We start from the raw sequence: 21,884 nt of genomic DNA, 5'->3' as shown, positions 1-21,884 counted from the left end.
CGTCGCGCTCCATGCGCGTACGGTCGAGCTCACGCCGCAGGCGGGCGATCTCGGCGGCCTGATCGGACGGCGAGGCGACCGGGCTTGGTGGCGCACTCCCCGTCGATCCGGCCGGCCGCGGCCGGGGTAGGGCCCCGTTCAGCGTGGCGCGCCACTGCCTCAGCATCGAGGGCTGGATCCCGAGCTCGGCCGCGACCTGCATCTGTGGCCGGCCGCTGCTCTCCAGCAGGGCGACCGCTTCGCGTTTGAACTCGGGCGTGAACTCGCGTCTCGTCTTCGCCATCCGACACCTTCCCCGCTCAGCATGAGCGTATCAGAGGTGTCCGCGATGCCGAGGGAGGATCAGAGTTCCCGCGCCGCCGCTGTTAGGGTCGGTCCGGCGTCGTCAACACCCGGTCAGCCGTGTCCACGACGAAGACGGCGAGGAGCTTGGAGGGCTCGATGTCGCTGGCATTAGCGCTGACACCGTGGTGATCACCGGGCATTTCGACAAAGCTCTCCCCGACGCGGAAGACTTTCTCCGGGCCGTCGTTGATCCGGCTGCGCACCTCGCCCTCGATCACAGTTGCCGTGATGAAGGCAGATGCGGCGTGGGTGTGGGACGGTGAGGACCCGCCCGGACCGTACTCGACGAGGACGCCGCGCAGGCTCTTGCCGGGAACTGAAGGTAGTGGATGGTCAAAGATCGTCGTGACCCGGGCCTCGCCCCTCGCAACATCGGCCGCAATCGCGGGAACGACGGAGACGGCAACGAGGGCGCCCAGCAGAAATGCTCTGAACATGGAAGGGCCTTTCTTCGTGGATGAGGAGAAGCGCAGCGGTTCAGGCAGCAGCGAGCCAACTCTCGAACCGCGTCGGCCCGAGCCGTGCCGCTTCCGCATGCTCGGGAACAAGCGAACCCTTATCGAGCGCAGCGCCGAAGTAGCGCGCCGCCCTGTCGGCTAGCACCTCCCGACGGTCGCCGGTGGATGCGACCGAGTGGGCGACGAAGTCGCGGAACGGCAGGCGGTCCGGCCCGGCGATCTCGATCGTCGCGTTGCACGGGGGAGCAAGCGCGACTTCGGCGAGCGCTGCGGCTACATCGGCGGCGGCGATCGGCTGGAAGTCGGCATCGGGAACAACGATGCGGTCGCCTGCGACGGAAGCCTGGGCAATCGTCGCGACGAACTCGAAGAATTGCGTGGCCCGGACGACGGTGTAGGGAAGGTCAGAAGCTGCGATCAGTCGCTCCTGCGCGACCTTCGCGAGAAAGTATCCGTTCCCCTCCAGGCGGTCCGTGCCGACGATGGATAGGGCGACGTGATGTTTCACACCCGCTTCGCGCTCCGCGGCGAGGAGGTTGCGGCCAGAGCGCTCGAAGAAGTCGAGCACCGCCGCGTCCTCAAAGGACGGAGAGTTCGACACGTCAACGACGACGTCGGCTCCGGCAAGAACTTTGGCCAAGCCTTCGCCCGTCAGCGCATTCACCCCGCTGCTCGGCGAAGCCGCAATGGCCTCATGTCCTTGTCGCGACAGTTCGGCCGTCAGATGCCTGCCGATGAGGCCGCTTCCGCCAATCACCACGATCTTCATGGTTCCTGTCTCCTTGTTCGAGAACGGACGGGGCGGCTCCTTGCCGCATTCAGGCGTCCGTCGAACAAATGACGAGGCGGGTCCGTCCCAATGTGACATGCCCCGGAAAAAATCAGCGACGTGAGACGTGGAACTGCCGCCGGAGATCGATTGACATCCGCGGGAATGGGACGGCGCTGGCGCCGCCCCTGACGGAGCGCAGAACCGACTAAATTTGTGCCTGGACCGGGAGGCGGAAGGGTGCGCCGAGGCGGTTGAACGCGTTCATCGCCGCGATGGTGATCGTGAGGTCCACGAGATCCTTGGACGCGAATGCTGTGCTTGCCGCCGCATAGGCCTCATCGGAAGCGTGCGTATCGCCGACCAGCGTGACTTCCTCCGCCCACGCGAGCGCGGCGCGGTATTGGTCAGGAAACAGGTGAGGTACCTCGGCCCAGACCGGAACCAGAGCGACCTTCTCGAACGGCATCGTCTTAAGAAGATCCCGGGTGTGCAAGTCGATGCAGTGCGCGCAGCCATTAATCTGCGACACTCGCAGAAAGACGAGATGGATCAGCTCATTGGGTAGATCGGTGTCAGTGGTGATGTAGTGATGAATGCCATAGAGCGCTTTGGCCCCCTTCGGGGCCACCTCGTTCCAGACCAATCGCTTAATCTCGCTCATGTCTCGTCCTTGTGCTCGGAGCGCCGGCGATCGACGTTCGAAGCTATGACGAACCGATCTGCACGGTTGTGACATGCGATGCCGCCTTCTCTCACAAAGCGGATCATCTTCCAGCCGAGAGCATCTACGTCCGCTTCCAAGCGGGCCGAGCAGGTAGATTGACGACCTACATGGGTCGGGTGCGGAAGGGCTGCTCGGGGTGGAAAACTGCCAGTCCGCTTTCGGATGCGGAAACCAAAAAGCGGACGTCCGGGGTTCGGCAGATGCTGGCCGTTTGCAGCTCGTCTGCTTCCGAGCTTGGGACGTAGATAAGCGGACCCTGGTGCGGCTTTGATCATGACCTCACGGAGGCGTTGATCCAGCGCATGGTCCTTCAAACAGCCCAGATGCAGTCAGGAGGTGCGCTAGATCAAGAGTGACCCAAACGATGATGACAGCGGTCGCACCCTCACGCGAAATGGGATGCTCACAGGTTGCGGGTTGGATGCCGTGGCTTCGGGGACGGCTGGCTCTTTTGCCACTGGCCTGCTTGTGCGCAGGACTTTTGGGACGAGGGCTAGGTCATCCTGAGGTCGCCACGTGGGCGTGGACGATTGCGACCCTAACCGTCATCGGAGTTCTACTGGCCCAAGTCGGGACGAGCTTGAAGAAGGGAGACGTCGGCCTGGACCTCGTCGCTCTGCTCTCGATGGGCGGCGCGCTTGTCCTGTCGCAGCCGCTGGCCGGCGCCGTCATCGCCCTGATGTACGCGGGCGGCCAGTCACTGGAAGCGTACGCATCCGGCCGCGCCGGCAGGGCGATGACGGCGCTGATTGCGCGCCAGCCGCGCACCGCCCTGCGCGAGGACGAGGGCGCATTGAAGGAGGCGCCCATCGCGGTGCTAGTCCCAGGAGACCGCATCCTGGTGCGCGTGGGAGACGTCCTGCCGGTGGACGGTCGCGTCGCCGCGGGCCGCGCCGTGCTCGACCGGTCGAGCCTGACCGGCGAGGCGCTGCCCTTCACCGCCCTCGCGAACGAGCCCGTGCTCAGCGGGACTGTGAACGTGGGCACGCCGTTCACCCTGATCACGGAGCGGCCCGCGGCCGAGAGCACGTATGCCGGGATCGTTCGGCTCGTGGAGGCAGCGCGATCCCAAAAGGCGCCGATGGCGCGCCTGGCCGACCGTTACGGGCTCGCCTTCCTTGTCCTCACGCTACTGCTGGCCGGAAGCGCCTGGCTCGCCACCGACGACCCCCTTCGGGCGCTGGCCGTGCTGGTCGTCGCAACGCCGTGCCCGCTGATCCTGGCGGTACCTGTGGCACTCGTCTCGGGTCTCTCCCGTGCGGCCGGCATCGGCGTGCTCATCAAGGGCGGCGGGGCTTTGGAGACGCTGGCCAAGGTCCGCGTCCTTGTGGTCGACAAGACGGGCACCCTGACCCACGGCGCTGCTCGGCTGACCTCTGCACGGATTCTCGGCATCCTCGACGAAGGCGAGGTCCTGGGGCTCGCGGCATCCCTCGAACAAGCCTCCGGCCACCCGCTGGGTCGAGCCTTGATCGAGGAGGCGGCGAGGCGAGGCCTGACGCTCTCGCAACCCGAGGACGTCGAGGAGATGCCAGGGGAAGGCGTGACAGGACTGGTGGATGGGCGGCCCGTCGTCGTCGGGGGGCCGAATATCATGCGGATGCACGGGATCCGCTTCCCGCCACCGGCCATGGCAGGGACCGGCGCGGCGGTCGCGTCAACGGTGCTGGTCGCCGTCGACGGCGCCACGGCCGCCGCATTGGAGTTTGCCGACCCACTGCGGGTGGACGGCGGCAACGCCCTCCTGGAACTGCGCGCGTGCGGCATCGAGCGCGTGGTCCTCGCAACTGGGGATCGACGCGCCGTCGCGGATGCGCTCGTCGCCGGTCTGCCCATCGATGCCGTCGCCGCCGACCTAGACCCGGCGGCGAAGACCGACGCCGTGGTGGCTGAGCGGCGGAACGGCCCCGTGATGATGGTAGGCGACGGGGTCAACGACGCGCCCGCCCTTGCGGCCGCCGACCTCGGCGTGGCGCTCGGCGCCCGAGGCGCGGCGGCGGCGGCCGAGGCAGCGGACGTCGTCCTGCTGGTGGACAGTCTTGCGCCGCTACCCCGCGCCATCCGCATCGCCAGGCGTGCCCGCGCCATCGCACTCCAGAGCGTATGGGTCGGCCTCGGGCTTTCGCTGGCCGGCATGGTCGCGGCGGCGCTCGGCTACCTCTCGCCCCTCCAAGGGGCCTTGTTGCAGGAAGCCATCGACGTCGCCGTGATCCTCAACGCCATGCGCGTGCTCGGCGGCCCAGAGGGCGGACGCGAGCCGGAGGCGCGCGGCGTTCCGCGCCGCGCGTGAGGCCAGGGACGACGGGCGCGCCCTTCGGGCTTGCGATGGATCAAGGTGGGCCGCCCTCGGCAAGGCCAGGCTCTCCCCGTCGGCATCGACGCATCTGGGAGGCTGCATTGGGCTACGCGAACATCCTCGTTCCCGCCGACCTCGGCGAGGCCGCCCCGGACCGGATACGGCTCGCCGCCGGCCTTGCCCGACGCTTCGACGCGACCCTGACGGGGGCGGCCGCCCACGAGGTGCCGGCCCCGATCCTGGTGCGGGACGTCTACGATGCCATCGATCAGGAGGGCCGCAACAAGGCGCAGGTGCAAGCAATCCTGGAGCAGGCACGCGCGTCGTTCGAGCGCTTCGCCGGAGATGGCATCTGCACCGACTGGCGCTGGCGGTTCGCCGACCCCGTCGCCCATCTCGTCGAGCAGGCGCGCGCCGCGGACCTCGTCGTCGTGAGCCGTCGCGGACCGGGCGACGAGGATCCGGGGCCGCTCGGCGTGCCGCCCGGGCCCGTCCTGATGGAGGCCGGCAGGCCGGTGCTGGTCATACCGCCACGGACTGTACACCTGAGTGCGGCCCGCATCGTCGTCGCGTGGAAGGACGTTCCGGAGGCGCGACGAGCCGTGTCGGCCGCGCTGCCCTTCATGCGCGATGCGGACCAGGTTTGGGTCGCGACCGTCGGCGCGGATGCACGTCACGAGGGTGCGGAGGACGTGGCCCACCACCTCGCACGCCATGGTGCCCACGTCACCGCTCACCCCCTGCACACGGTGGACGACACCGGATCGGAGCTCTTGCGCTTCGCGCTGCTGCAGGACGCGGACCTGATCATCCTGGGCGCCTACGGCCATTCCAGGCTCCGGGAGTGGATGTTCGGCGGCGTCACGCGCGACCTCCTGGACCGCTCGCCCCTCTGCTGCCTGATGTGCCACTGATGTCCGGCAGGGGCGTCCTCCTCGGCGCGACCGTCGCGCTCCACCTGCTCACCGGACCCGTCGCCGCGGGGGAGGCCTCGGCAGCGCGCGGCCGGGCCCTTGCGGGCATTGTCTGCGCGCGCTGTCACGCGGTGCGCACGACAGGGGCAAGCCCGATGCGCGAGGCGCCGCGGTTCCGCACGCTCGCCGAACGCTTTCCCATAGGCGACCTTGTCGACGTCCTGGACGAAGGCGTCGAACGCCGGCATCCGGCCATGCCGGACTTCCGGCTCGATCCGAGCGATGCGGCCGACCTAACGGCCTATATGCGGACGCTGAGGCGGTGAGACGGACGTCAAGGCGCCGACAGCCGGACACCAAGGACGAGGGTTCGCCGGGACACCGAACCCCGAAGGGGACGAGCACCGGGGAAGGGTCGCTTCTCTACGTCAGCCGGCGGACGTCCTCCGACGCTGAGGTCCGGAATACAATCGAGACGTCGCTGGCCGCGCGCACGAATTTGACGGCCCGGCAGGCCCGGGTCGCCGCAGGCCGTGCGCGGCCGCTTCACTCGACGAAGCTCCAGCCGGCCTTCAGGGCGGCGCGCTCCTCCTCGTTCATCGGGCCGGGCCACTCCGGCCTGTTCGGTGCCCGCACCTGAGGCGGCACCTCCCCGACATCGAGCTTTGCCGATGCGGATTGGCTGCGCGCGTGCGGGGTACCGCGTTTCCGGGCGACCCGACTGGTCGTGCCGCTCCCTGAAGATCCACGCTTGATCACGGTCGGCCTCCAGAACTCAATGGGCGAGGAACAGCGGTGCCGGGCTGCCCCTCAGGAAGGAGCGGGTCACCCCACCGAAGAAGTATTCACGCGTGGGGGAATGCCGGTAGGCGCCCATCACGATCATGTCGGCCCGGAACAGGCCGGCCTGGGCGCTCAGGGTGTCGGCGACGCTCTCGCCCCTCGGCAGGTCGTTGACGCTGACGTTCACCCCGTGCCGGGCGAAATGGGGCGCGAATTCGGCGCCTGGCACGGCTTCGTGGATCTCCGCCTCGTCGCCGACGAAGACGATCTCGACCGCCTCGGCCGCGCGCAGGAACGGCAACGCGTCGTTGGCCGCCCGGGCGGCCTGGGCGCTGCCGTCCCAGGCGACCATGATCCGGCGCGCGGTAAAGGCATCGCGTCCTGGCGGGACCGCGATGACCGGGCGACCGCTTTGGAACAGCGCCTTCTCGATCATCTCGCGGTCGAGGTCGTAGGTCCGCGGGCCGATGTCCAGGACCGTCAGGTCGTGCAGGCGGGCTCGTCCGGCGAGCCGGCTCACGATCTCCGGGTAGGGCAGGCTCGGCGCCTCCGTCGTGCAGACCACGCCGGCCTGCGCGGCATCCCCGGCCGAGCGCTCCGCGATGGAGCGGGCCAACGTGTCGAGCCGGCGGTCGATGACCGAGACGCCCTCGTGGTCGAAGTCGCCGAGCCACGCGTCGTCGCCCGAGAGGCGCCACGAGGCCGATTGGACGGTGAGGTGCGCGCCGGCGGCCTTGGCCAGCGTCAGGCCATAGCCGATGGCCGACGAGGCTTCCTCACGCTCTCCCTCGACGGCGGTACCGACGAGAACGTCGCGGATGGCCGCGAGCGGGGATGGGGAGTGGCTGGACATGGGGCGTCTCCGAATTGAGCCGACCCCATGGTTCCTCCCATCGTTGATGTGCGGCCTTGATCCACCTCAAGCGGCATGGGCAATGCGGCATCGGCTCAGACCAAGGAACTACTCGGCGCGAATTGCGGATACGGGCCGACGGCTGTTCCCGAGACCGGAATCGCAGTAATGACCTGACGCGCGACGCAGCCGACAAGAAGGCGGGCACAGGCGAGTTCCGCGACCGCCGCGCGCATGATTTTCACGGGTGCGGTTGATGACGGACCCCGTCGACATGCCCAGCGTCGATCTTCGTCGTGACGTCGCGCAGGCGAACGATGAACTTCGGCAGACCCTCGACGAGGTCGGCATCTGTGTCTGGTCGCTGGACATCCCGACCGGACGGGCCACCGTCTCACCTACCTGCGCCCACCTGTTCGGAGTGCCGCCCGAGCGGCTGACCACCTTCGCCGCCTCCCAGGCCTTGGTGCACCCGGACGACCGGCAGGCTCGGTCGGACGCCATCCAACGGGCTTTGCGGGATGGCGGCAGCTACGAGGTCGACTACCGCGTCGTGCGGCCCGACGGGCACGTCTGCTGGCTGCGCTCGCGCGGGCGGGTGAGCCTGGACGCGGACGGTCGGCCGGCACGGCATCGCGGGGTCGTCCTGAGCATCGACGGGCAGAAGCGGGCCGAGGAGGACATCCGGGCGCGCGAGGCGCACCTGCGCTCGATCCTCGACACCGTGCCCGAAGCGATGGTCGTCATCGACGAGGCCGGCCTCATCCATTCGTTCAGCGCTGCGGCCGAGCGGCTGTTCGGCTACGCGGCCGGCGAAGCTGTCGGACAAAACGTCCGCATCCTGATGCCGGAGCCAATGCGGGGCGAGCACGACGGCTACCTCGACCACTACAGGCGGACGCGGGAGCGGCGCATCATCGGCACCAACCGGGTCGTGACCGGCCGGCGGGCTGACGGCACGACGTTCCCGATGGAGCTCGCCATCGGCGAGATGCGCTCGGGCGAGCAAGTCTACTTCACCGGCTTCATCAACGACCTCACCGAGCACCAGAAGACGCAGCAGCGGCTCCAGGAACTCCAGTCCGAGCTTGTCCACGTTTCCCGCCTGAGCGCGATGGGCGAGATGGCGTCGACCCTGGCGCACGAGCTGAACCAGCCGCTCGGTGCCATCGCGAACTACACCAAGGGTTGCCGTCGGCTGCTCGCGCGGGCTGGCCCAGAAGCCATCGCCAAGTCGCTGGAAGTTCTCGACAAGACCGCCGAGCAGGCCCTGCGGGCCGGCCAGATCATTCGCCGTCTCCGGGAGTTCGTGACCCGCGGGGAGACGGAGCGACGGCTGGAGCCGGTCTCGCGGCTGATCGAGGAGGCGAGCGCCCTCGCCCTGGTCGGCGCCCGGGAGCAGGGCGTGGTCGCCAAGATCCGAGTGGGGCCCGGCCTGAACGCCGTACTGGCCGACCGGGTCCAGATCCAGCAAGTCCTGGTCAACCTCATGCGGAACGCGCGCGAGGCCATGCAGCAGAGCGAACGGCGCGAGATGACCGTCGACGCCCATGCGTTATCCGCGAAGATGGTCGAGATCACGGTGTCGGACACCGGCCCAGGCATCGCGGATGAGGTCGCCGACCGCCTCTTCCAGCCGTTCGTGACCACCAAGGCCAGCGGGATGGGCGTCGGCCTCTCGATCTGCCGCACCATCATCGAGGCGCATGGCGGACACCTGACGGTCGAGCGCAACGCAGCCGGAGGTGCCACCTTCCGGCTGACGCTCCAGGCCGCCGACGAGGGGAACCCGCCCAATGGCAACTGACCTCGTTTACGTCGTGGATGACGACCCGGCCATGCGGGACTCCGTCGGCTTCCTGCTCGGGACCGAGGGGTTTGAGGTGCGGCTTTACGAGGCCGGGACGGACCTGCTCGACAGGCTGACGAGGCCGGCCGCGGGATGCGTCCTGACCGACATCCGCATGCCGGGCATCGACGGGCTAGAACTACTGCGGCGTCTTCGGGCGGCGGGCCACACCTTGCCGGTGGTGATGATGACGGGGCACGGGGACGTGCCGCTCGCGGTCGAAGCGATGAAGCTCGGCGCCTGCGACTTCATCGAGAAGCCGTTCGGCGACGAGTCCCTCCTCCAGGCGCTGCGCTCCGCCCTGGAACGCGGCGGTCCCGTGGCCGCGGCCGACCCGAGCCTGCAGGAGTTCATCCGGCGGGTCGGCACCTTGAGCGCACGCGAGCGGCAGGTGCTGGACCAACTGGTCGCCGGCGGCACGAGCAAGGAGATCGGCCGCGCGCTCGACATCAGTCCCCGGACCGTTGAGATCTACCGGGCCAAGCTGATGGCCAAGACGCAGGCGGAAAACCTGCAGGAGCTGGTGCGCTGGTCGGTGCTGGCTGGCCTAGCGTGAGACGGGCTTGAGGCAGGTCAAGGCACGCGACACGGATCTTTCGCTAGGCTGCCGGCCTTGTCCCCGCACGCCACGCCGCCAGCGACCACCATGCCGTTAGACCCCTCGAACCTTATCTACGTCGTGGACGACGACCCGGCCGTCCTGCACTCGACACGCTTCCTCCTGGAAAGCGAGGGCCACGAGGTCGAGACCTTCGTCAGCGGCCCCGAACTGCTGGCGGCCTTCCCAGGTCCACACCCCGACCTCGTTCTGATCGACCAGGTCATGGCGAGGATGGACGGGCTTGAGGTGTTCACCCGGTTGCGTGACCTCGATGCCCGCGTGCCCGTCGTGCTGATCACCGGACATCCCGACCCGGGCATCCGGACGCGGGCCCGCGCGGCCGGCGTACCCGTGGTCGAGAAGCCGCTCGCGTTCGACGCACTGCTGGGCATGCTCGCCGCCAACAGGGTCACCGAGGGCGTCACCCCGCAGCCTTGAGGATCCCTGACATTAGCCCGCCGCGGGACTTCGCGGGCGCGGCGGCTTGCGCGGAACGGCCCAGGGCCCACGTCGCGGGGACCGCGTGCGCCTTCCCCGTTCCGGCTGGCTTCCAGGTTGGCGGAGGGGATGCCGGGCGATCTTGATCTGGCGCAAGCCTCCCGCAAGTGAGCTCAAGCCCAGCGGCGGGAATACCTCGGTTCCAGGGTCTCGCAGGGATGGTGGAAGAAGTAGTAGCCGAACGCCGCCGTGGCATCACGTGCCGGGGCGGGCTGGAAGCCGAACGGCAGGCTCTCGCCCTCGCGGACGTCCGCGCCGAAATCCCACGTGCCTGGACGGAGGAAGCGTGGAACCAGCGTGGCCTCGCGCACGGCGCAACACAGGCCGGGCTGGCATCGGCGCTGGAACACCCGGTAGAGGGTCGAGGTCGGTCGACTGGCCTGCATAGGACCCATCCTGCCGTTCCGGATCGGCATGTATCCGGAAGTCGTGTCGGGGCCACGCGCGGCCCCGACAGGACCTCTTCAGGCTGCCTTGAGCGTCGCCGCCTCGGTGACCTCGTGCGACAGCGTGGCGGCCTCGGCCTGGTACTCGGCCATGCTCTTGGCCACGAACGCGGTCTGAAGATCTAACGCGTCCTTGAGCGAGGCGCAGGCGGCCAGCGCTGCGAGGTGGTCCGCCCGAGCCTGGAGACGGCGGCTCGTGAAACGCATCGTCTCCGCGGCGACGCGCAGCGGCAGGTCGACTGCGAAGGCCCGCCAGATGCCGATGCTCGTCTTGAGTTCCTCGGCCGGCGATGCTGTCGGAAATTGAGTTACGTTCTCGGAATCCATCGGGATTGTCCCTCCGCTGGTGAGCGGACCACAGATGATATCACAGTATTTTCGGCCTTGATCCAGATCAAATGGGTCAAACGTCAAGCTAAAATGATCCGACAGTCAAACCCATCGGGAAAATTGCCTAGTTGGTTCGGCATCTTGTGGCGTGAATAAACTCGCAAGAGCTTGATCCAAATCAATGCTCGGCGCTCGGTTTACGGGAGCCTCTGACCATTGAAGGCGGCAGGCGACCTGCCGCCCCGGGGCCCGACGCCCCCACTCTCCCGGCCCCGCTTCGAGAGGAGAAGCCGATGCGAACCATCGAGAACCGGACCGAGGACATGGTCCCGAACGCCCTCAACATCCTGCTCGGCGTCGCGCTTGTCCTCGCACCTTGGTACCTGGGGCTGGACTATGAGACCGCCGCGGCACGCAACGCCTTCATCAGCGGCGGCGCCATCACCGTGATCGCCGTGGTGGCGCTCGGCAAGACCTACGACTGGGAGGAGTACCTCAACCTCGCGCTCGGCCTGTGGGTGTCCATCGCCCCGTGGGTGCTCGGCTTCGCGGAGGCCGGGCCCCCGATGTGGGTACACGTCGTGTTCGGGCTCGCCGTTGCCGCCTTCGCCGCGTTCGAGCTCTGGCGGCTCTTCGTGTCGCCCCAGGCGCGGTCGGTCTGAATCGCGCTCGTCGCCAGAACGGCCGCGCCGGCACCGCGCCCGGTGCGGCCGTGGCCGATCCCGCCACGGCATCGCTCACCGGAGGCCGCCATGCCCCTCGACCCCGTTGCGCTCGCCGCCGCCGCGTCGTTCACGGCCGGCTGCGCGGGCATCCACGCCCTGCGCGGTCATGCCGACGCCGTCACGCGCGTCCTGGGCGTGTTGGTGTACGGGCTCGTCACAGCGGTCGGGTGGCTCTTCGCGGGGCGCAGCGGCCTGCTCGGGTTGTCCGAGCCGATTCCGGCGTGGGCGCTCGTGCCGACCGCGGGCATCTGATCGCGCGCGCCGCCAGGATACGTAGTTCCCCTTAAGCAAGCCTGCTTAAGAGAGCGCCCGGAATTTCGCGGCCGGCAATGCGAGGCCAATCTGCCCTCATCCGATACGGGTGAGGAGCAGGCGATGACCACCGACTTCATGCAATCCATGCACCCGCAAGCGGCGGCCATCGATCCGGCTCTCGTTCAGGTCCAGCCCGGAAGCTGTCTGTTCGCGGGATGCCCCGAGCTGATCGGCACTCCGTTCGCCTACGCCCGCGAGGAGGAGATCTACGGCGAGGGGGAGGAGGCCGAGTTCGTCTACAAGGTCGTCGCCGGCGCGGTGCGCACCCACAAGGTCCTGAGCGACGGCCGACGCCAGATCACCGGCTTCCGCCTGCCCGGGAACCTGTTCGGCTTCGGGCAAGGCGAGACCCACCGCCACACCGCCGAGGCGCTGAGCGACACGAAGGTCCTGATTTTCAGGCGGCGTCAGGTCGAGCGTGCCGCCACCCGCAGCGCGGAAGTCGCCTGCCAACTCTGGGGCATGGCCACGAACGACCTTCGGCACGCCCATGACCTAACGCTCCTGCTCGGGCGGCGCTCAGCCCAGGAGCGGGTCGCCTCCTTCCTAATGGAGATCGACGAACGCCTTGGCTCCGCCGGCACCTTCGCCCTGCCGATGACCCGGCGGGACATCGCTGATTACCTCGGGCTTACCATCGAGACCGTGTCGCGCACCCTCTCGCAGTTGGAGGAGGACGGAGCCCTCCGGCGCGACGGCGGCCGGCAGGTCACGCTGCGCCGTAGCCGGCTCCGCCGCGTGGTCGAGGACTGAAGGGATTACCGCCACGGAGAAGGTATTGAAGCAAGGTCCCGCCAGAGCCTTCCCGATGCCGGATTCCCCGTTTGGGCTGACTCGGCCCGCAGATGCCGCAGGCAATCCGGGCAGGGTGGGGCAAGGCACCCCGACGGCCGATGCACGAGGCGGGTAAAAAAAGCCGGAGTGAGGAGGTTCCTCGACGGTGTCTTCGCGGGCTGCCGAGGGATGTGCGCCGGTGGCGCGCCTGCCGCGCCACTGGTCAATGAGCGAGGAATAACGGTATCGAGCTTCGCGCCAAAAGTGACTGGGTCACGCCGCCGAGGAACCATTGCTTCAGGCGCGAGTGCCGGTAAGCGCCCATGACCAGCATGTCCGCGCGGAACAGGCCGAGCTGGGTTCTGAGCGTCTCCGCCACGTCGTCGACGACAGGCAGAACGTTCACCGAAACGTTCACGCCATGACGCGCAAGGTGCGGCGCGAATTCGGCGCCGGCGGCCGAGGCCGACAAGTCCTTCTCGCCGACCACGGACACGATCTCGACCGCCTCGGCCGCGCGCAGGAACGGCATGGCGTCGTTCGCCGCCCGCGCGGCCTGGGCGCTCCCGTCCCAGGCGACGACGACCCGCCTCGCGCCGAACGTCGGGCGGCGCGCCGGCACCACGATGAGCGGGCGACCGCTCCCGAACAGGACCCCGTCGATAAGGTCGCGGTCGAGATCCACCTCACGCGTCTCCGCGTCCAGGATAGTCAGGTCGGCGAGCCGGGCGCGGGCGGTGAGCCGTGCGACCAAGTCAGGGTACGCGAGTGCGGGCTCCTCGGTCGTACAGGTCACCCCCGCACCGGCGGCGTTCCCGGCGACGCGTTCGGCGACGGCGTGGGCGAGGATGCGCAGGCGCCGGTTCTCGCCTGCGACCAGGTCGTTGACGAACCCCAATCCCGCCCCGCCAACCATGGTCAGGCGGCGGGCGGCGGACTGCACGGTCAGGTGGGCGCCCGCCATGGCGGCAAACGTGAGGCCATAGCCGAGCGCCGTCTCGGGCTCGTCGCCGCGGCCCTCCTCGGTGACGGCGACCAGGATGTCGCGGAATGCGGCGAGGGGGGAGGAGGACGGGAGGGCCATGGGGGGTCCGGGCTGCCTTGTCGCCCAAGTCTCCACCGTAGCGGCCGGCCTGCCTTGATCCAGCGCAACGCCGGGACGTCCGACGACCGCGCCCGGTCACCTGCATCCGGCCCAGTCATGGCTTCCGGAAGCGGGAAACGGCGCGCTCGACCGCCCTGGCGAGCGTCTCAAGCCGCGGTTTCAACGCCGGGATGTCCTCGCTCAGGAGGGCGAGGCCCAGGGGCAGCATCCAGAGACCAAGGATGGGCAGGAACGACAGCAGGCCGCCCCCGATCAGGGCGAGCGCCGCCGCAAGCCGCACTGGGCGCCGCGAGGGCTTTCTCAGCCACGTGACCGCATCGCGCAGGCGCACGGGAAGACGCGCGGTCAGCCGCTCGACCCGCGCATCCCAATCCGCCCCAATCGAGTCCATCGCTATCCTGCTCCAGGGTGAAAGCTTCCAGGGATGCTCACGTTGCCCGCGCGAGGAACAAGCGGACCTCAAACGGGACGACCCTCGCACACGGAAGCTTTGAGGGCTCCTACGACCACGGTCCCGAGTTGAACGACCGCGAGCGGCGCGAGGCTCGCCGAGAGGACGAGCGTCCAGCCGATCCAATCCAGTGGAACGAGACCGAGCACGGTGCCGACGGAAGGAAGGCAGACCGGACCGACGAGCAGCGCCGTGCACAGGAGCAGGGCGGCCCAGACCCAGGGATTGCGCGTGACCTCGTTGCGGAGAGGCCGCGAGCCCGCGGCCCGCATGTTGAACATCTGCCAGAGCTGCGCGAAGGCGAGCGTCAGGAACGTGACGGTCACGACGGTTGCCCGGTCGCGCGCGAGCCAGAACTCGGCGACGGCCAGTGCCCCGAAGGTAGCAGCCGTCATGACGGCCGCGTGCAATGCGATCCGGACCCACTGCGGGCGCGCGAGGATCGGCTCCTTCGGATCGCGCGGCGGTCGTTCGAGGATGTCGTCCCGACCTTCCCCCATCGCCAGCGCGAAGGCCGGGAACACGTCGGTGACGACGTTCAGGTAGAGGATCTGCAACGGCAGGATCGGAAGCGGCAGCGCCGACAGGACCGCGAGCCCGACGACCATGACCTCGCTGAGGTTGCAGGCCAGGAGGTAGGCGACGAACCGTCGGATGTTGTCGAAGATGACGCGTCCCTCGCGGATCGCGCCGACAATGGTCGGGAAGGCGTCGTCGAGAAGGATCATGGCGGCGGCCTCCCGCGCCACGTCCGTCCCCCGCTTGCCCATCGCGACACCGATGTCCGCCTGCTTCAGGGCCGGCGCGTCGTTGACGCCATCGCCCGTCATGGCGACGACCGCGCCTCGCTGCTGGTACGCCCGGACCAGCGATAGCTTTTCGGCCGGACTCACCCGCGCGAACACGGCGACGTCCTCCAGCCCGTCCAGCGGGCCAGCGCCGGGAACGCCCTCGACGACGCGGTCGCCCGGACCGGCGAGCCCGACGGCGCGGGCGATGCTGCGGGCCGTGACGGCATGGTCGCCGGTGACCATGACCACGCGGATACCGGCCTGGCGACAGGCCGCCAGCGCTTGCGGCACGTCCTCCCGGGCCGGGTCCTCCAGCCCGACCAGACCGAGGAACGTGAGTTCCTCAAAGGGAGGGGCGTCCGCCTCGTCCACCGTCCCCTCGGCGCAGGCGATGACCCGCAAGCCGCTGGCGCCCAGATCCTCGACGCGGCGTCGCCACAGGTCTCGGGTGACATCGTCGAGCGGCTGGTCGCGCTCGCCGCCGACAGTGCGCCGCGAAGCCGCGAGCACCGCCTCCGGGGCGCCCTTCACCGCGACCACGAAGCGCCCTCCGGAGGCGTGAAACGTGGCCATCATGCGGGTGGATGCATCGAAGGCGTGCTTGCGCACGGGCGGCAGGTCGCGCACGAGCGCCTCGCGGTCCAGCCCGGCGGACCGGCCCGCCTGCAGCAGCGCCCGTTCCATCGGGTCGCCGCTGCCCTCGCCACGCCCTTGCCCGAGCGAGGCGTCGTTGCAGAGCACTGCGACGCGAAGCAGCCGTTCGGCTTCCGGGGAACCGCCGCAGCCTTGCTCGATCAGTTCCAGTTCGCCCGCGGGCAAGGCCAGTCGCCGCACCGTCATCCGGTTCTCGGTGAGCGTGCCGGTCTTGTCGGTCAGGATGACGGTCGTGGCACCCAGGGTTTCGACGGCCGACAGGCGCTCGATCAGCGCGTTACTCCGCGCCATCCGCCACATCCCGCGCGCGAGCGTCAGCGTCGCGACGACCGGCAGGCCTTCCGGGATAGCCGCGACGGCCAGCGCGATGCTAGCCTCGGTCATCAAGCGGAGTTCCTTCCCGGTCGCCACGCCAAGGGCCGCGAGAAGCACCGCCAGGGTGAGGACCCCCCAAACCATCTGGCCGGATAGGCGTTCCAGGCTGCGTTCCAAAGGCGAAGCGTCGGGCTCGGCCTGCTCCACGAGCCGCGACACCCCGCCGAGCTCGGTTGCCGCGCCGGTCGCGACGACGACGCCGGCGGCGCTCCCGCGCGTGACCAGCGTGCCCCGGAACAGCATCGACGAGCGCTCCGCGAGGCCTGCGTCGGCGGCGGCCGCGTCCGCCGACTTGTCGACCGGCACGGACTCGCCCGTGAGGGTCGACTCGTCCGCCCCCAGGCTGGACGCCTCGACCAGACGGATGTCGGCAGGGACGGCATCGCCGCCCTCGACCAGCACGATGTCGCCCGGAACAAGATCCTCGGCGGCGAGAACCTGCCTGTGGCCGCCACGCCGAACGCGGGCCGAGCGCGTCCCGAGCGCGCGCAAGCCCTCTATGGATCGCGCCGCCCTCAACTCGGTGACGAAGCCGAGGCCGGTGTTGACGGCCAGGACGACGATGACGGCGGCCGCCTCTCGCCAATCGCCGAAGTAGAGCGAGAGCCCACCGGCCGCCGCGAGCAGGTAGACGACAGGGCTTGCAAGCTGGTGCAGGAGCAGGGTGAACGCGCCGGCACGCTCCTTCGCGGGGATCATGTTCGGCCCGAACCGCGCGCGCCGCCGCTGGGCCTCCGCATTGGTCAGACCCTCGTGCAGCGACGTCCCGAAACGCGTCAGGACTTCCGCGGCCGGCAGTGCGTGGGCAGGCTTCGTTCCTGTCGCTTGGCACTCGGCCATGGCCCGCGGTTCGGCCAACTCAGGATCCTTGGCGAGATCCGGCTCAAGCACGGCGCAAGCCGTCGATGCGGTCGGCGTTCGGGCAGAATTCCGGGTAGGCGTCGGCAGCCGTCGCGGCCCACAGCTCGCGCGTGCATCGGCTTCGCTCCGCGCAGCTCAGGCAGGCCGCCTCAATCGCCCGCATGGCCTCGGGCTCACGCCGCCGGATGTCCTCGGGGTCGAGGTCCAGGCTCCGCATCAGCCTCGCCACGCTGCGGACCTTCGTGACGGCGTCCGGGGACAGGGTGGCGTGGGCCGAGACGTCGGCCTCCATCATCGTCCCCATCATCTCCGCGTCGATGTCCCTGAGTTCCCGGGTCGCCCGCAGCAGGCAGCACCACTCGTCCATCGAGGCGGAGAGGCCGAACGGGTCGAACGGATCGGGTTTGTCGGCTGGTGCAGACATTGCGGCCTCCTCAAAGACCCTGCGTGCCCCACCCCGTCCGCGACACCCTTGATCCAGCTCAAAGCCCGTAACGCGGCCACGGCGCACGTATCGGTCGGCGGCTCCGGTCTCCGGGCCTGGGCGGCACGCCGGCCGCCGTTGAGGTCCGAGCGCCCAGCCATGCCGATTTCGGCCTGTGCCGCTTCCAAGGTCGAGCCGCCCGAGGATCAACCTACATGCCGCCCCACGACCAGGATGGTGTCGTCGAGTTACTGACGCGCTCCTTGTCGTGCGCGGGTAAGGTGGACACCGCGACCACGCACATCTCCAGGCTCTTCCTGGCAGGGGACCGCGTGTTCAAGCTCAAGCGCGCGGTCCGCTTCCCCTATCTCGACTTCTCGACGCCCGGACAGCGCCTCGCCGCCTGCGAGGCCGAGCTGGCACTCAACCGGCGCACGGCGCCCACCCTCTATCTCGGCGCCCGGCGGATCACGCGCGAACCGGGCGGGACACTGGCCTTCGACGGGGCCGGAGATCTCGTCGACGCCGTCGTGGAGATGCGTCGCTTCCCGGAGGCGGACCTGTTCGACGCCATGGCGCGCGACGGCCGCCTCGGGCCCAGCCACGTCGCGGAGCTCGCGCAGGTCATCGCGACCTTCCATGCCGCCGCAGAGATCCACCGCGATGAAGGCGGGGCCGCCGCCATCGGGGCGATCGTCGAAATGAACGGGGCCGCGCTCCAAGCGACGGGGCTCGTTCCCGCCGAGGCGGCTGAGGCTGTCACGGAGCGGTTCCGCGCGGCACTGGCGCGGCATGCCCCACTGCTCGACGCCCGCCGCGCCGCAGGAAAGGTCCGCCGCTGTCACGGCGACCTAACCTTGCGCAATATCTGCCTGTTCGAGGGAAGACCGACGCCGTTCGACTGCATCGAGTTCAGCGACACCATTGCGACGACCGACGTCCTGTACGACCTCGCATTCATCCTCATGGATCTCTGGCATCGCGAGCGCTTCGACCTCGCCAACCTCCTCCTCAACCGCTACCTCGACGTGGCGGACGAGACCGACGGTATCGGCATGTTGCCGTTCCTGATGGCACTGCGCGCGGTGATCCGCGCCCATGTCACGGCGGCGCAGGCGGCGGACGAGACCGGTGATGTCGCCGCCGCGAAGACCGTCGAGGCGCGAGCCTATCTGGCGCTCGGCGAAAGCCTGCTGACCGGGAAGCCCGTCCTCCTCCTGGCGGTCGGCGGCTTCAGCGGTTCCGGCAAGTCGAGCGTCGCGGCCGCAGTTGCCCCTTGGATCGGGGCGGCCCCAGGTGCTCGCATCCTGTCGAGCGACCGCATCCGCAAGCGCATGCACGGGGTCGACGCCCTCAAGCGGCTGCCGGTGTCGGCCTACGCTCCCACCGTGTCGCATCGCGTCTACGCAGCCCTAAGGATTGAAGCCGCTCGGGTCCTGGCCGCAGGCCACTGCGCCATCGCCGATGCGGTCTTCGACCGACCTTCGGAACGGAAGGAGATCGAGGCGGTCGCCCGGGACGAGGGCGCCGATTTCCGCGGCGTATGGCTAGCGGCACCGGCAGCGATGCTCGCGAGACGCATCGAGGCGCGCGTCGATGACCCATCGGACGCGACGCCCGCCGTCCTGGCCGCTCAGGTCGCGCGAGGTTGCGGCGCGATCTCGTGGCATCGTCTCCCGGCCGACCGGTCCCTGGACGTCCTGCGCGCGAACGTCCTGTCCCTCACCGGGCAAGCCTCTGGGCCCTCCGACCACGAAGGTTTGGAAGGGCCGTGCACCGCGATGGCTTGATCCACCTCAACGCCCCTGCCTTCGACCGGTGATGTCGTGCATCGATACGCTGGCGAACGACGGGCCTGACCCATGGAGATGACGGCGGTTCCGACGCTCGCCTACGACACCGCCCCGCCGCCGGACGTGCCGGCGTCCGGGCCGACCGGGGCATTCTGGACGCGCGGACTTGAGACCCTTTGCGCGGAACTCGAATGCGGGCTCGACGGGCTCGGCTCGGTCGACGCCGCGCGACGGCTCGAACGCTACGGGTCGAACAGCGATGCCGGGGTGCGGGCCGGTGGGGCCCTGCGGGCAGTGCTACGCCGCCTGCTCGAACCGCTCGCCCTGATCCTGCTCGCGGCCGGGCTCGTCTCGGTCGCGACCGGAGAGGTGGTCGGCGGCGCCATCATCGTCGCCATCCTCGGCCTGTCCGTCGGTCTCGACACCGTACAGGAGGGCCACGCCACGCGGGCGGCCGAGGCCTTGCGCCACGCGGTCGCGCTGAAGGCGGAGGTCCGGCGCGACGGCCGCTTCGTCACCGTCCCGGTGGAGCAGGTCGTTCCGGGCGACATCCTGCGGGTGCGCGCCGGCGACATCGTCCCGGCCGACGCCCTCGTCATTGAGAGTGTCGCCTTTACCGCCGCCGAGGCCGCACTCACCGGCGAGCCCTATCCGGTCGAGAAGCGAGCGGGTCCGGTGACCTCCGCCGAGCCGGCCGGGGCCTCGAACACCCTGTTCCGCGGCGCCGTCGCGCGGACGGGAGAGGCGACCGCCCTGGTCGTCGCGACAGGTCCCGCCACGATGTTCGGCGCGGCGGCCTCGGCGCTCGCCGAGGCTCAGGCCCCCTCGCCGTTCCAGCGCGACCTGCATGCGTTCGGCCTGGTCGTCGCGCGGCTCACCCTCGGCTTGGTGGTCGCCGTCCTGGCGGTCCGCGTGGTCCTCGGCCGGCCGGTGCTCGACTCGCTCCTGTTCGCCGTCGCGCTCGCGGTCGGGCTGACGCCGGAGCTGCTGCCGATGGTCACGACGGTGACGCTCTCGCGCGGCGCGATGCGGATGGCGGCGCGCAAGGTCATCGTGAAGCGGCTCGCCGCCATCCACGACCTCGGCGCGATGACCGTGCTGTGCACCGACAAGACCGGTACGCTGACCTCGGCCGAGATCGCGCTGGCACGCAGCCTCGACCCGACAGGTTGCGAGGATGCGCGGCCGGCGAACCTCGCGGCGGTCGCGGCGGACCTCGGCGGGGACCGCAGCTCGCTCGACGCCGCGCTGTCCCACGCCAATCCGGACGCCGGGCGGGACTGGGAGCTCGCCGGCCAGCGGGCGTTCGACTACGGCCGCCGCACCGGTTCGGTCCTCGCGCGGGGACCGGAGGGAACGCTGCTGATCCTGAAGGGCGCGCCCGAGGCAGTCCTGGCCCTCTGCACCGCGCGACGCGTCGGAGGGCGGATCGAACCGATGGGCCCGGAGGGGCGCGACAAGGCCCTCGGGCAGGTCCGGACTTTTGCCGAGGAGGGCCTACGCAGCATCGCGGTGGCCTCTTGCCCATGGGCCGGTCCCCCGCGCATGCCCGGGGAAGCGGACGAGGCCGACCTCGTCTTCGAGGGCTTCTGCGCCTTCGAAGACCCGCCCAAGACCACGGCCGCCTCCGCCATCGCCCGGCTCGCCCGGGCCGGCGTGCGCCTTAAGATCCTCTCCGGCGACGACCCGGTGGTGGTACGTCGGCTCGCGGGCCTCGTCGGGCTGCGCGCCAGCACGGTCCTGTCCGGTCCCGAAGTCGCGGCTTTGGGCGACGCGGCCCTCGCTGTCCGTGTCAGGAAGGTCGACGCGTTCGGACGGCTGACGCCCGACCAGAAGGCGCGCGTCGTCCGGGCGCTGCAGGCCAGGGGCGCGGTCGTGGGCTTCCTCGGGGACGGCATCAACGACGCGCCCGGCCTCGCCCAGGCCGACGTCGGCCTCTCGGTCGAGGGAGCGACCGGGGTGGCTCAGGCGGCCGCCGACATGATCCTGCTCGCATCGGACCTAGAAGTCGTCGCCGACGGCGTCGAGGAAGGGCGGCGGACGTTCGCAAACATCCTGAAGTACGTCCGCATGGGCGCGAGCTCGAACTTCGGCAACATGCTCTCCATGGCTGTCGCCTCGGTGGCGCTGCCTTTCCTGCCGATGCTGCCGACGCAGATCCTGCTCAATAACCTGCTGTACGACCTGTCGGAGGTCGGCATCCCCTTCGACCGGGTCGCCCCGTCCGCGACCGCCCAGCCACAGGTCTGGAACATGACGGCGGTCCTTCGGTTCGCGGGCGTGATGGGCCCGCTCTCCTCACTGTTCGACCTCCTCACCTTCGGCGCGCTGCTCCTCGTCTTCGGCGCCTCGGCCGAGGAGTTCCGCACGGCTTGGTTCCTCGAATCCATGGCGACGCAGATCCTGGTGATCTTCGTCATCCGGACGAGCGGGCGCTCGTGGCAGGACCACCCGAGCGCGGCACTGACCGGCTCCTCGCTCGCCGCACTCGCGGTCGCGCTGGCCCTTCCTTTCTCGCCGGCGGGAGCTTGGTTCGGCTTCAAGGCGCCTTCGCCGTCAGCCCTGCTCGGCATCGGGCTGATCACCGTAGCCTACCTTGCGGCGGTCGAGACCGTGAAGTCTTGGGTCATGCGCCCGCGGCATCAATCCCCACGACGTCCGAGAGCTTGATCTGCCTCAAGGCCGGCAGCCGCGGTCGGTCGAAGGTTGGCGGATCCGCGGACGGCAGGGTCCGGTGCCGCACCAAG

22 protein-coding genes are annotated in these 21,884 nt (G+C 69.5%); 11 read left to right on the top strand and 11 right to left on the bottom strand.

The annotated features are described in order from the left end of the window. The 4 genes from H288_RS0125930 to H288_RS0125915 form a co-directional block, all read right to left on the bottom strand. A partial coding sequence (locus H288_RS0125930) for an IS3 family transposase (RefSeq protein ID WP_020095492.1) occupies positions 1–283 on the bottom strand: 283 nt, incomplete at its 3' end. Between the two features lie 82 nt (positions 284–365). Then, on the bottom strand, positions 366–782 hold the full coding sequence (locus H288_RS0125925; protein WP_020095491.1) for a cupin domain-containing protein: 417 nt from the start codon (positions 780–782) through the stop codon (positions 366–368). Between the two features lie 40 nt (positions 783–822). Further along, entirely contained in the window at positions 823–1,572 is a 750-nt protein-coding gene (locus H288_RS0125920; RefSeq protein ID WP_020095490.1) for an NAD(P)H-binding protein, read from the bottom strand. A gap of 208 nt (positions 1,573–1,780) precedes the next feature. Then, positions 1,781–2,236: a carboxymuconolactone decarboxylase family protein gene (locus H288_RS0125915; protein ID WP_020095489.1), complete on the bottom strand. Its 456-nt coding sequence runs from the start codon at positions 2,234–2,236 to the stop codon at positions 1,781–1,783. A 457-nt stretch (positions 2,237–2,693) separates the two neighbouring features. Here H288_RS0125915 and H288_RS0125910 point away from each other — a divergent pair, with 457 nt between their 5' ends. The 3 genes from H288_RS0125910 (at position 2,694) to H288_RS0125900 (ending at position 5,835) form a co-directional block, all read left to right on the top strand. After that, positions 2,694–4,589 carry a heavy metal translocating P-type ATPase gene (locus H288_RS0125910; protein WP_043713125.1) on the top strand — a complete coding sequence of 632 codons (1,896 nt, stop codon included), beginning with the start codon at positions 2,694–2,696 and terminating at the stop codon, positions 4,587–4,589. A gap of 107 nt (positions 4,590–4,696) precedes the next feature. Further along, positions 4,697–5,509: a universal stress protein gene (locus H288_RS0125905; protein WP_020095487.1), complete on the top strand. Its 813-nt coding sequence runs from the start codon at positions 4,697–4,699 to the stop codon at positions 5,507–5,509. Next, positions 5,509–5,835 (top strand): cytochrome c, encoded by a 327-nt coding sequence (locus tag H288_RS0125900; RefSeq protein WP_020095486.1) that lies wholly within the window; start codon positions 5,509–5,511, stop codon positions 5,833–5,835. The genes H288_RS0125905 and H288_RS0125900 overlap by 1 nt, the downstream gene beginning before the upstream one ends. Positions 5,836–6,284: 449 nt before the next feature. On the opposite strand, the gene H288_RS0125890 is transcribed toward H288_RS0125900, so the two are convergent. Continuing rightward, positions 6,285–7,145: a universal stress protein gene (locus H288_RS0125890; RefSeq protein WP_020095484.1), complete on the bottom strand. Its 861-nt coding sequence runs from the start codon at positions 7,143–7,145 to the stop codon at positions 6,285–6,287. A 256-nt stretch (positions 7,146–7,401) separates the two neighbouring features. On the opposite strand from H288_RS0125890, the gene H288_RS0125885 reads away from it, so the two are divergent. From H288_RS0125885 to H288_RS0125875, 3 genes are all read left to right on the top strand, one after another. Then, positions 7,402–8,952, top strand: coding sequence for a PAS domain S-box protein (locus H288_RS0125885; RefSeq protein WP_020095483.1), 1,551 nt, complete (start codon positions 7,402–7,404; stop codon positions 8,950–8,952). Further along, positions 8,942–9,550, top strand: coding sequence for a response regulator FixJ (gene fixJ, locus H288_RS0125880; protein ID WP_020095482.1), 609 nt, complete (start codon positions 8,942–8,944; stop codon positions 9,548–9,550). Before H288_RS0125885 ends, fixJ begins: the two co-directional genes overlap by 11 nt. Positions 9,551–9,640: 90 nt before the next feature. Further along, the gene (locus H288_RS0125875) at positions 9,641–10,033 is read left to right on the top strand and encodes a response regulator (protein ID WP_020095481.1); all 393 of its coding nucleotides are present in this window, start codon (positions 9,641–9,643) and stop codon (positions 10,031–10,033) included. Positions 10,034–10,206: 173 nt separating this feature from the next. Here the strand turns inward: H288_RS0125875 and H288_RS32830 are convergent, their stop codons facing one another. Beyond that, on the bottom strand, positions 10,207–10,479 hold the full coding sequence (locus H288_RS32830; protein ID WP_020095480.1) for a hypothetical protein: 273 nt from the start codon (positions 10,477–10,479) through the stop codon (positions 10,207–10,209). Between the two features lie 78 nt (positions 10,480–10,557). Further along, the gene (locus tag H288_RS0125865) at positions 10,558–10,866 is read right to left on the bottom strand and encodes a hypothetical protein (RefSeq protein ID WP_020095479.1); all 309 of its coding nucleotides are present in this window, start codon (positions 10,864–10,866) and stop codon (positions 10,558–10,560) included. A gap of 296 nt (positions 10,867–11,162) precedes the next feature. Between H288_RS0125865 and H288_RS0125860 the strand changes: the two genes are divergently transcribed. From H288_RS0125860 to H288_RS0125850, 3 genes are all read left to right on the top strand, one after another. Then, entirely contained in the window at positions 11,163–11,531 is a 369-nt protein-coding gene (locus H288_RS0125860) for an SPW repeat protein (protein WP_020095478.1), read from the top strand. A 90-nt stretch (positions 11,532–11,621) separates the two neighbouring features. Beyond that, positions 11,622–11,846, top strand: a complete 225-nt coding sequence (locus H288_RS0125855) for a hypothetical protein (protein ID WP_020095477.1) — start codon at positions 11,622–11,624, stop codon at positions 11,844–11,846. Positions 11,847–11,993: 147 nt separating this feature from the next. Further along, the gene (locus tag H288_RS0125850) at positions 11,994–12,662 is read left to right on the top strand and encodes a helix-turn-helix domain-containing protein (protein ID WP_051123783.1); all 669 of its coding nucleotides are present in this window, start codon (positions 11,994–11,996) and stop codon (positions 12,660–12,662) included. Positions 12,663–12,906: 244 nt separating this feature from the next. Here H288_RS0125850 and H288_RS0125845 read toward each other — a convergent pair whose 3' ends face one another. From H288_RS0125845 to H288_RS0125830, 4 genes are all read right to left on the bottom strand, one after another. Next, on the bottom strand, positions 12,907–13,767 hold the full coding sequence (locus H288_RS0125845) for a universal stress protein (protein ID WP_020095475.1): 861 nt from the start codon (positions 13,765–13,767) through the stop codon (positions 12,907–12,909). Between the two features lie 115 nt (positions 13,768–13,882). Next, a complete protein-coding gene (locus tag H288_RS0125840) occupies positions 13,883–14,179 on the bottom strand; it encodes a hypothetical protein (RefSeq protein WP_020095474.1) in 297 nt (98 codons plus the stop codon). 68 nt (positions 14,180–14,247) lie between these two features. Next, positions 14,248–16,899, bottom strand: coding sequence for a cation-transporting P-type ATPase (locus tag H288_RS0125835; protein WP_020095473.1), 2,652 nt, complete (start codon positions 16,897–16,899; stop codon positions 14,248–14,250). Between the two features lie 43 nt (positions 16,900–16,942). Beyond that, positions 16,943–17,344 (bottom strand): DUF6455 family protein, encoded by a 402-nt coding sequence (locus tag H288_RS0125830; protein WP_020095472.1) that lies wholly within the window; start codon positions 17,342–17,344, stop codon positions 16,943–16,945. Positions 17,345–17,559: 215 nt separating this feature from the next. On the opposite strand from H288_RS0125830, the gene H288_RS0125825 reads away from it, so the two are divergent. Continuing rightward, the gene (locus tag H288_RS0125825; RefSeq protein ID WP_020095471.1) at positions 17,560–19,134 is read left to right on the top strand and encodes an AAA family ATPase; all 1,575 of its coding nucleotides are present in this window, start codon (positions 17,560–17,562) and stop codon (positions 19,132–19,134) included. A gap of 72 nt (positions 19,135–19,206) precedes the next feature. Next, positions 19,207–21,807: a magnesium-translocating P-type ATPase gene (mgtA, locus tag H288_RS0125820; RefSeq protein WP_020095470.1), complete on the top strand. Its 2,601-nt coding sequence runs from the start codon at positions 19,207–19,209 to the stop codon at positions 21,805–21,807. Positions 21,808–21,884 lie beyond the last annotated feature (77 nt).

The sequence above is a fragment of the Methylobacterium sp. 285MFTsu5.1 genome (assembly GCF_000383455.1).
In the GTDB taxonomy this organism is placed as follows: Bacteria; Pseudomonadota; Alphaproteobacteria; order Rhizobiales; family Beijerinckiaceae; genus Methylobacterium.
Note: the sequence above shows the minus strand (reverse complement) of the source record. Positions and strands in the feature narration are given on the sequence as shown.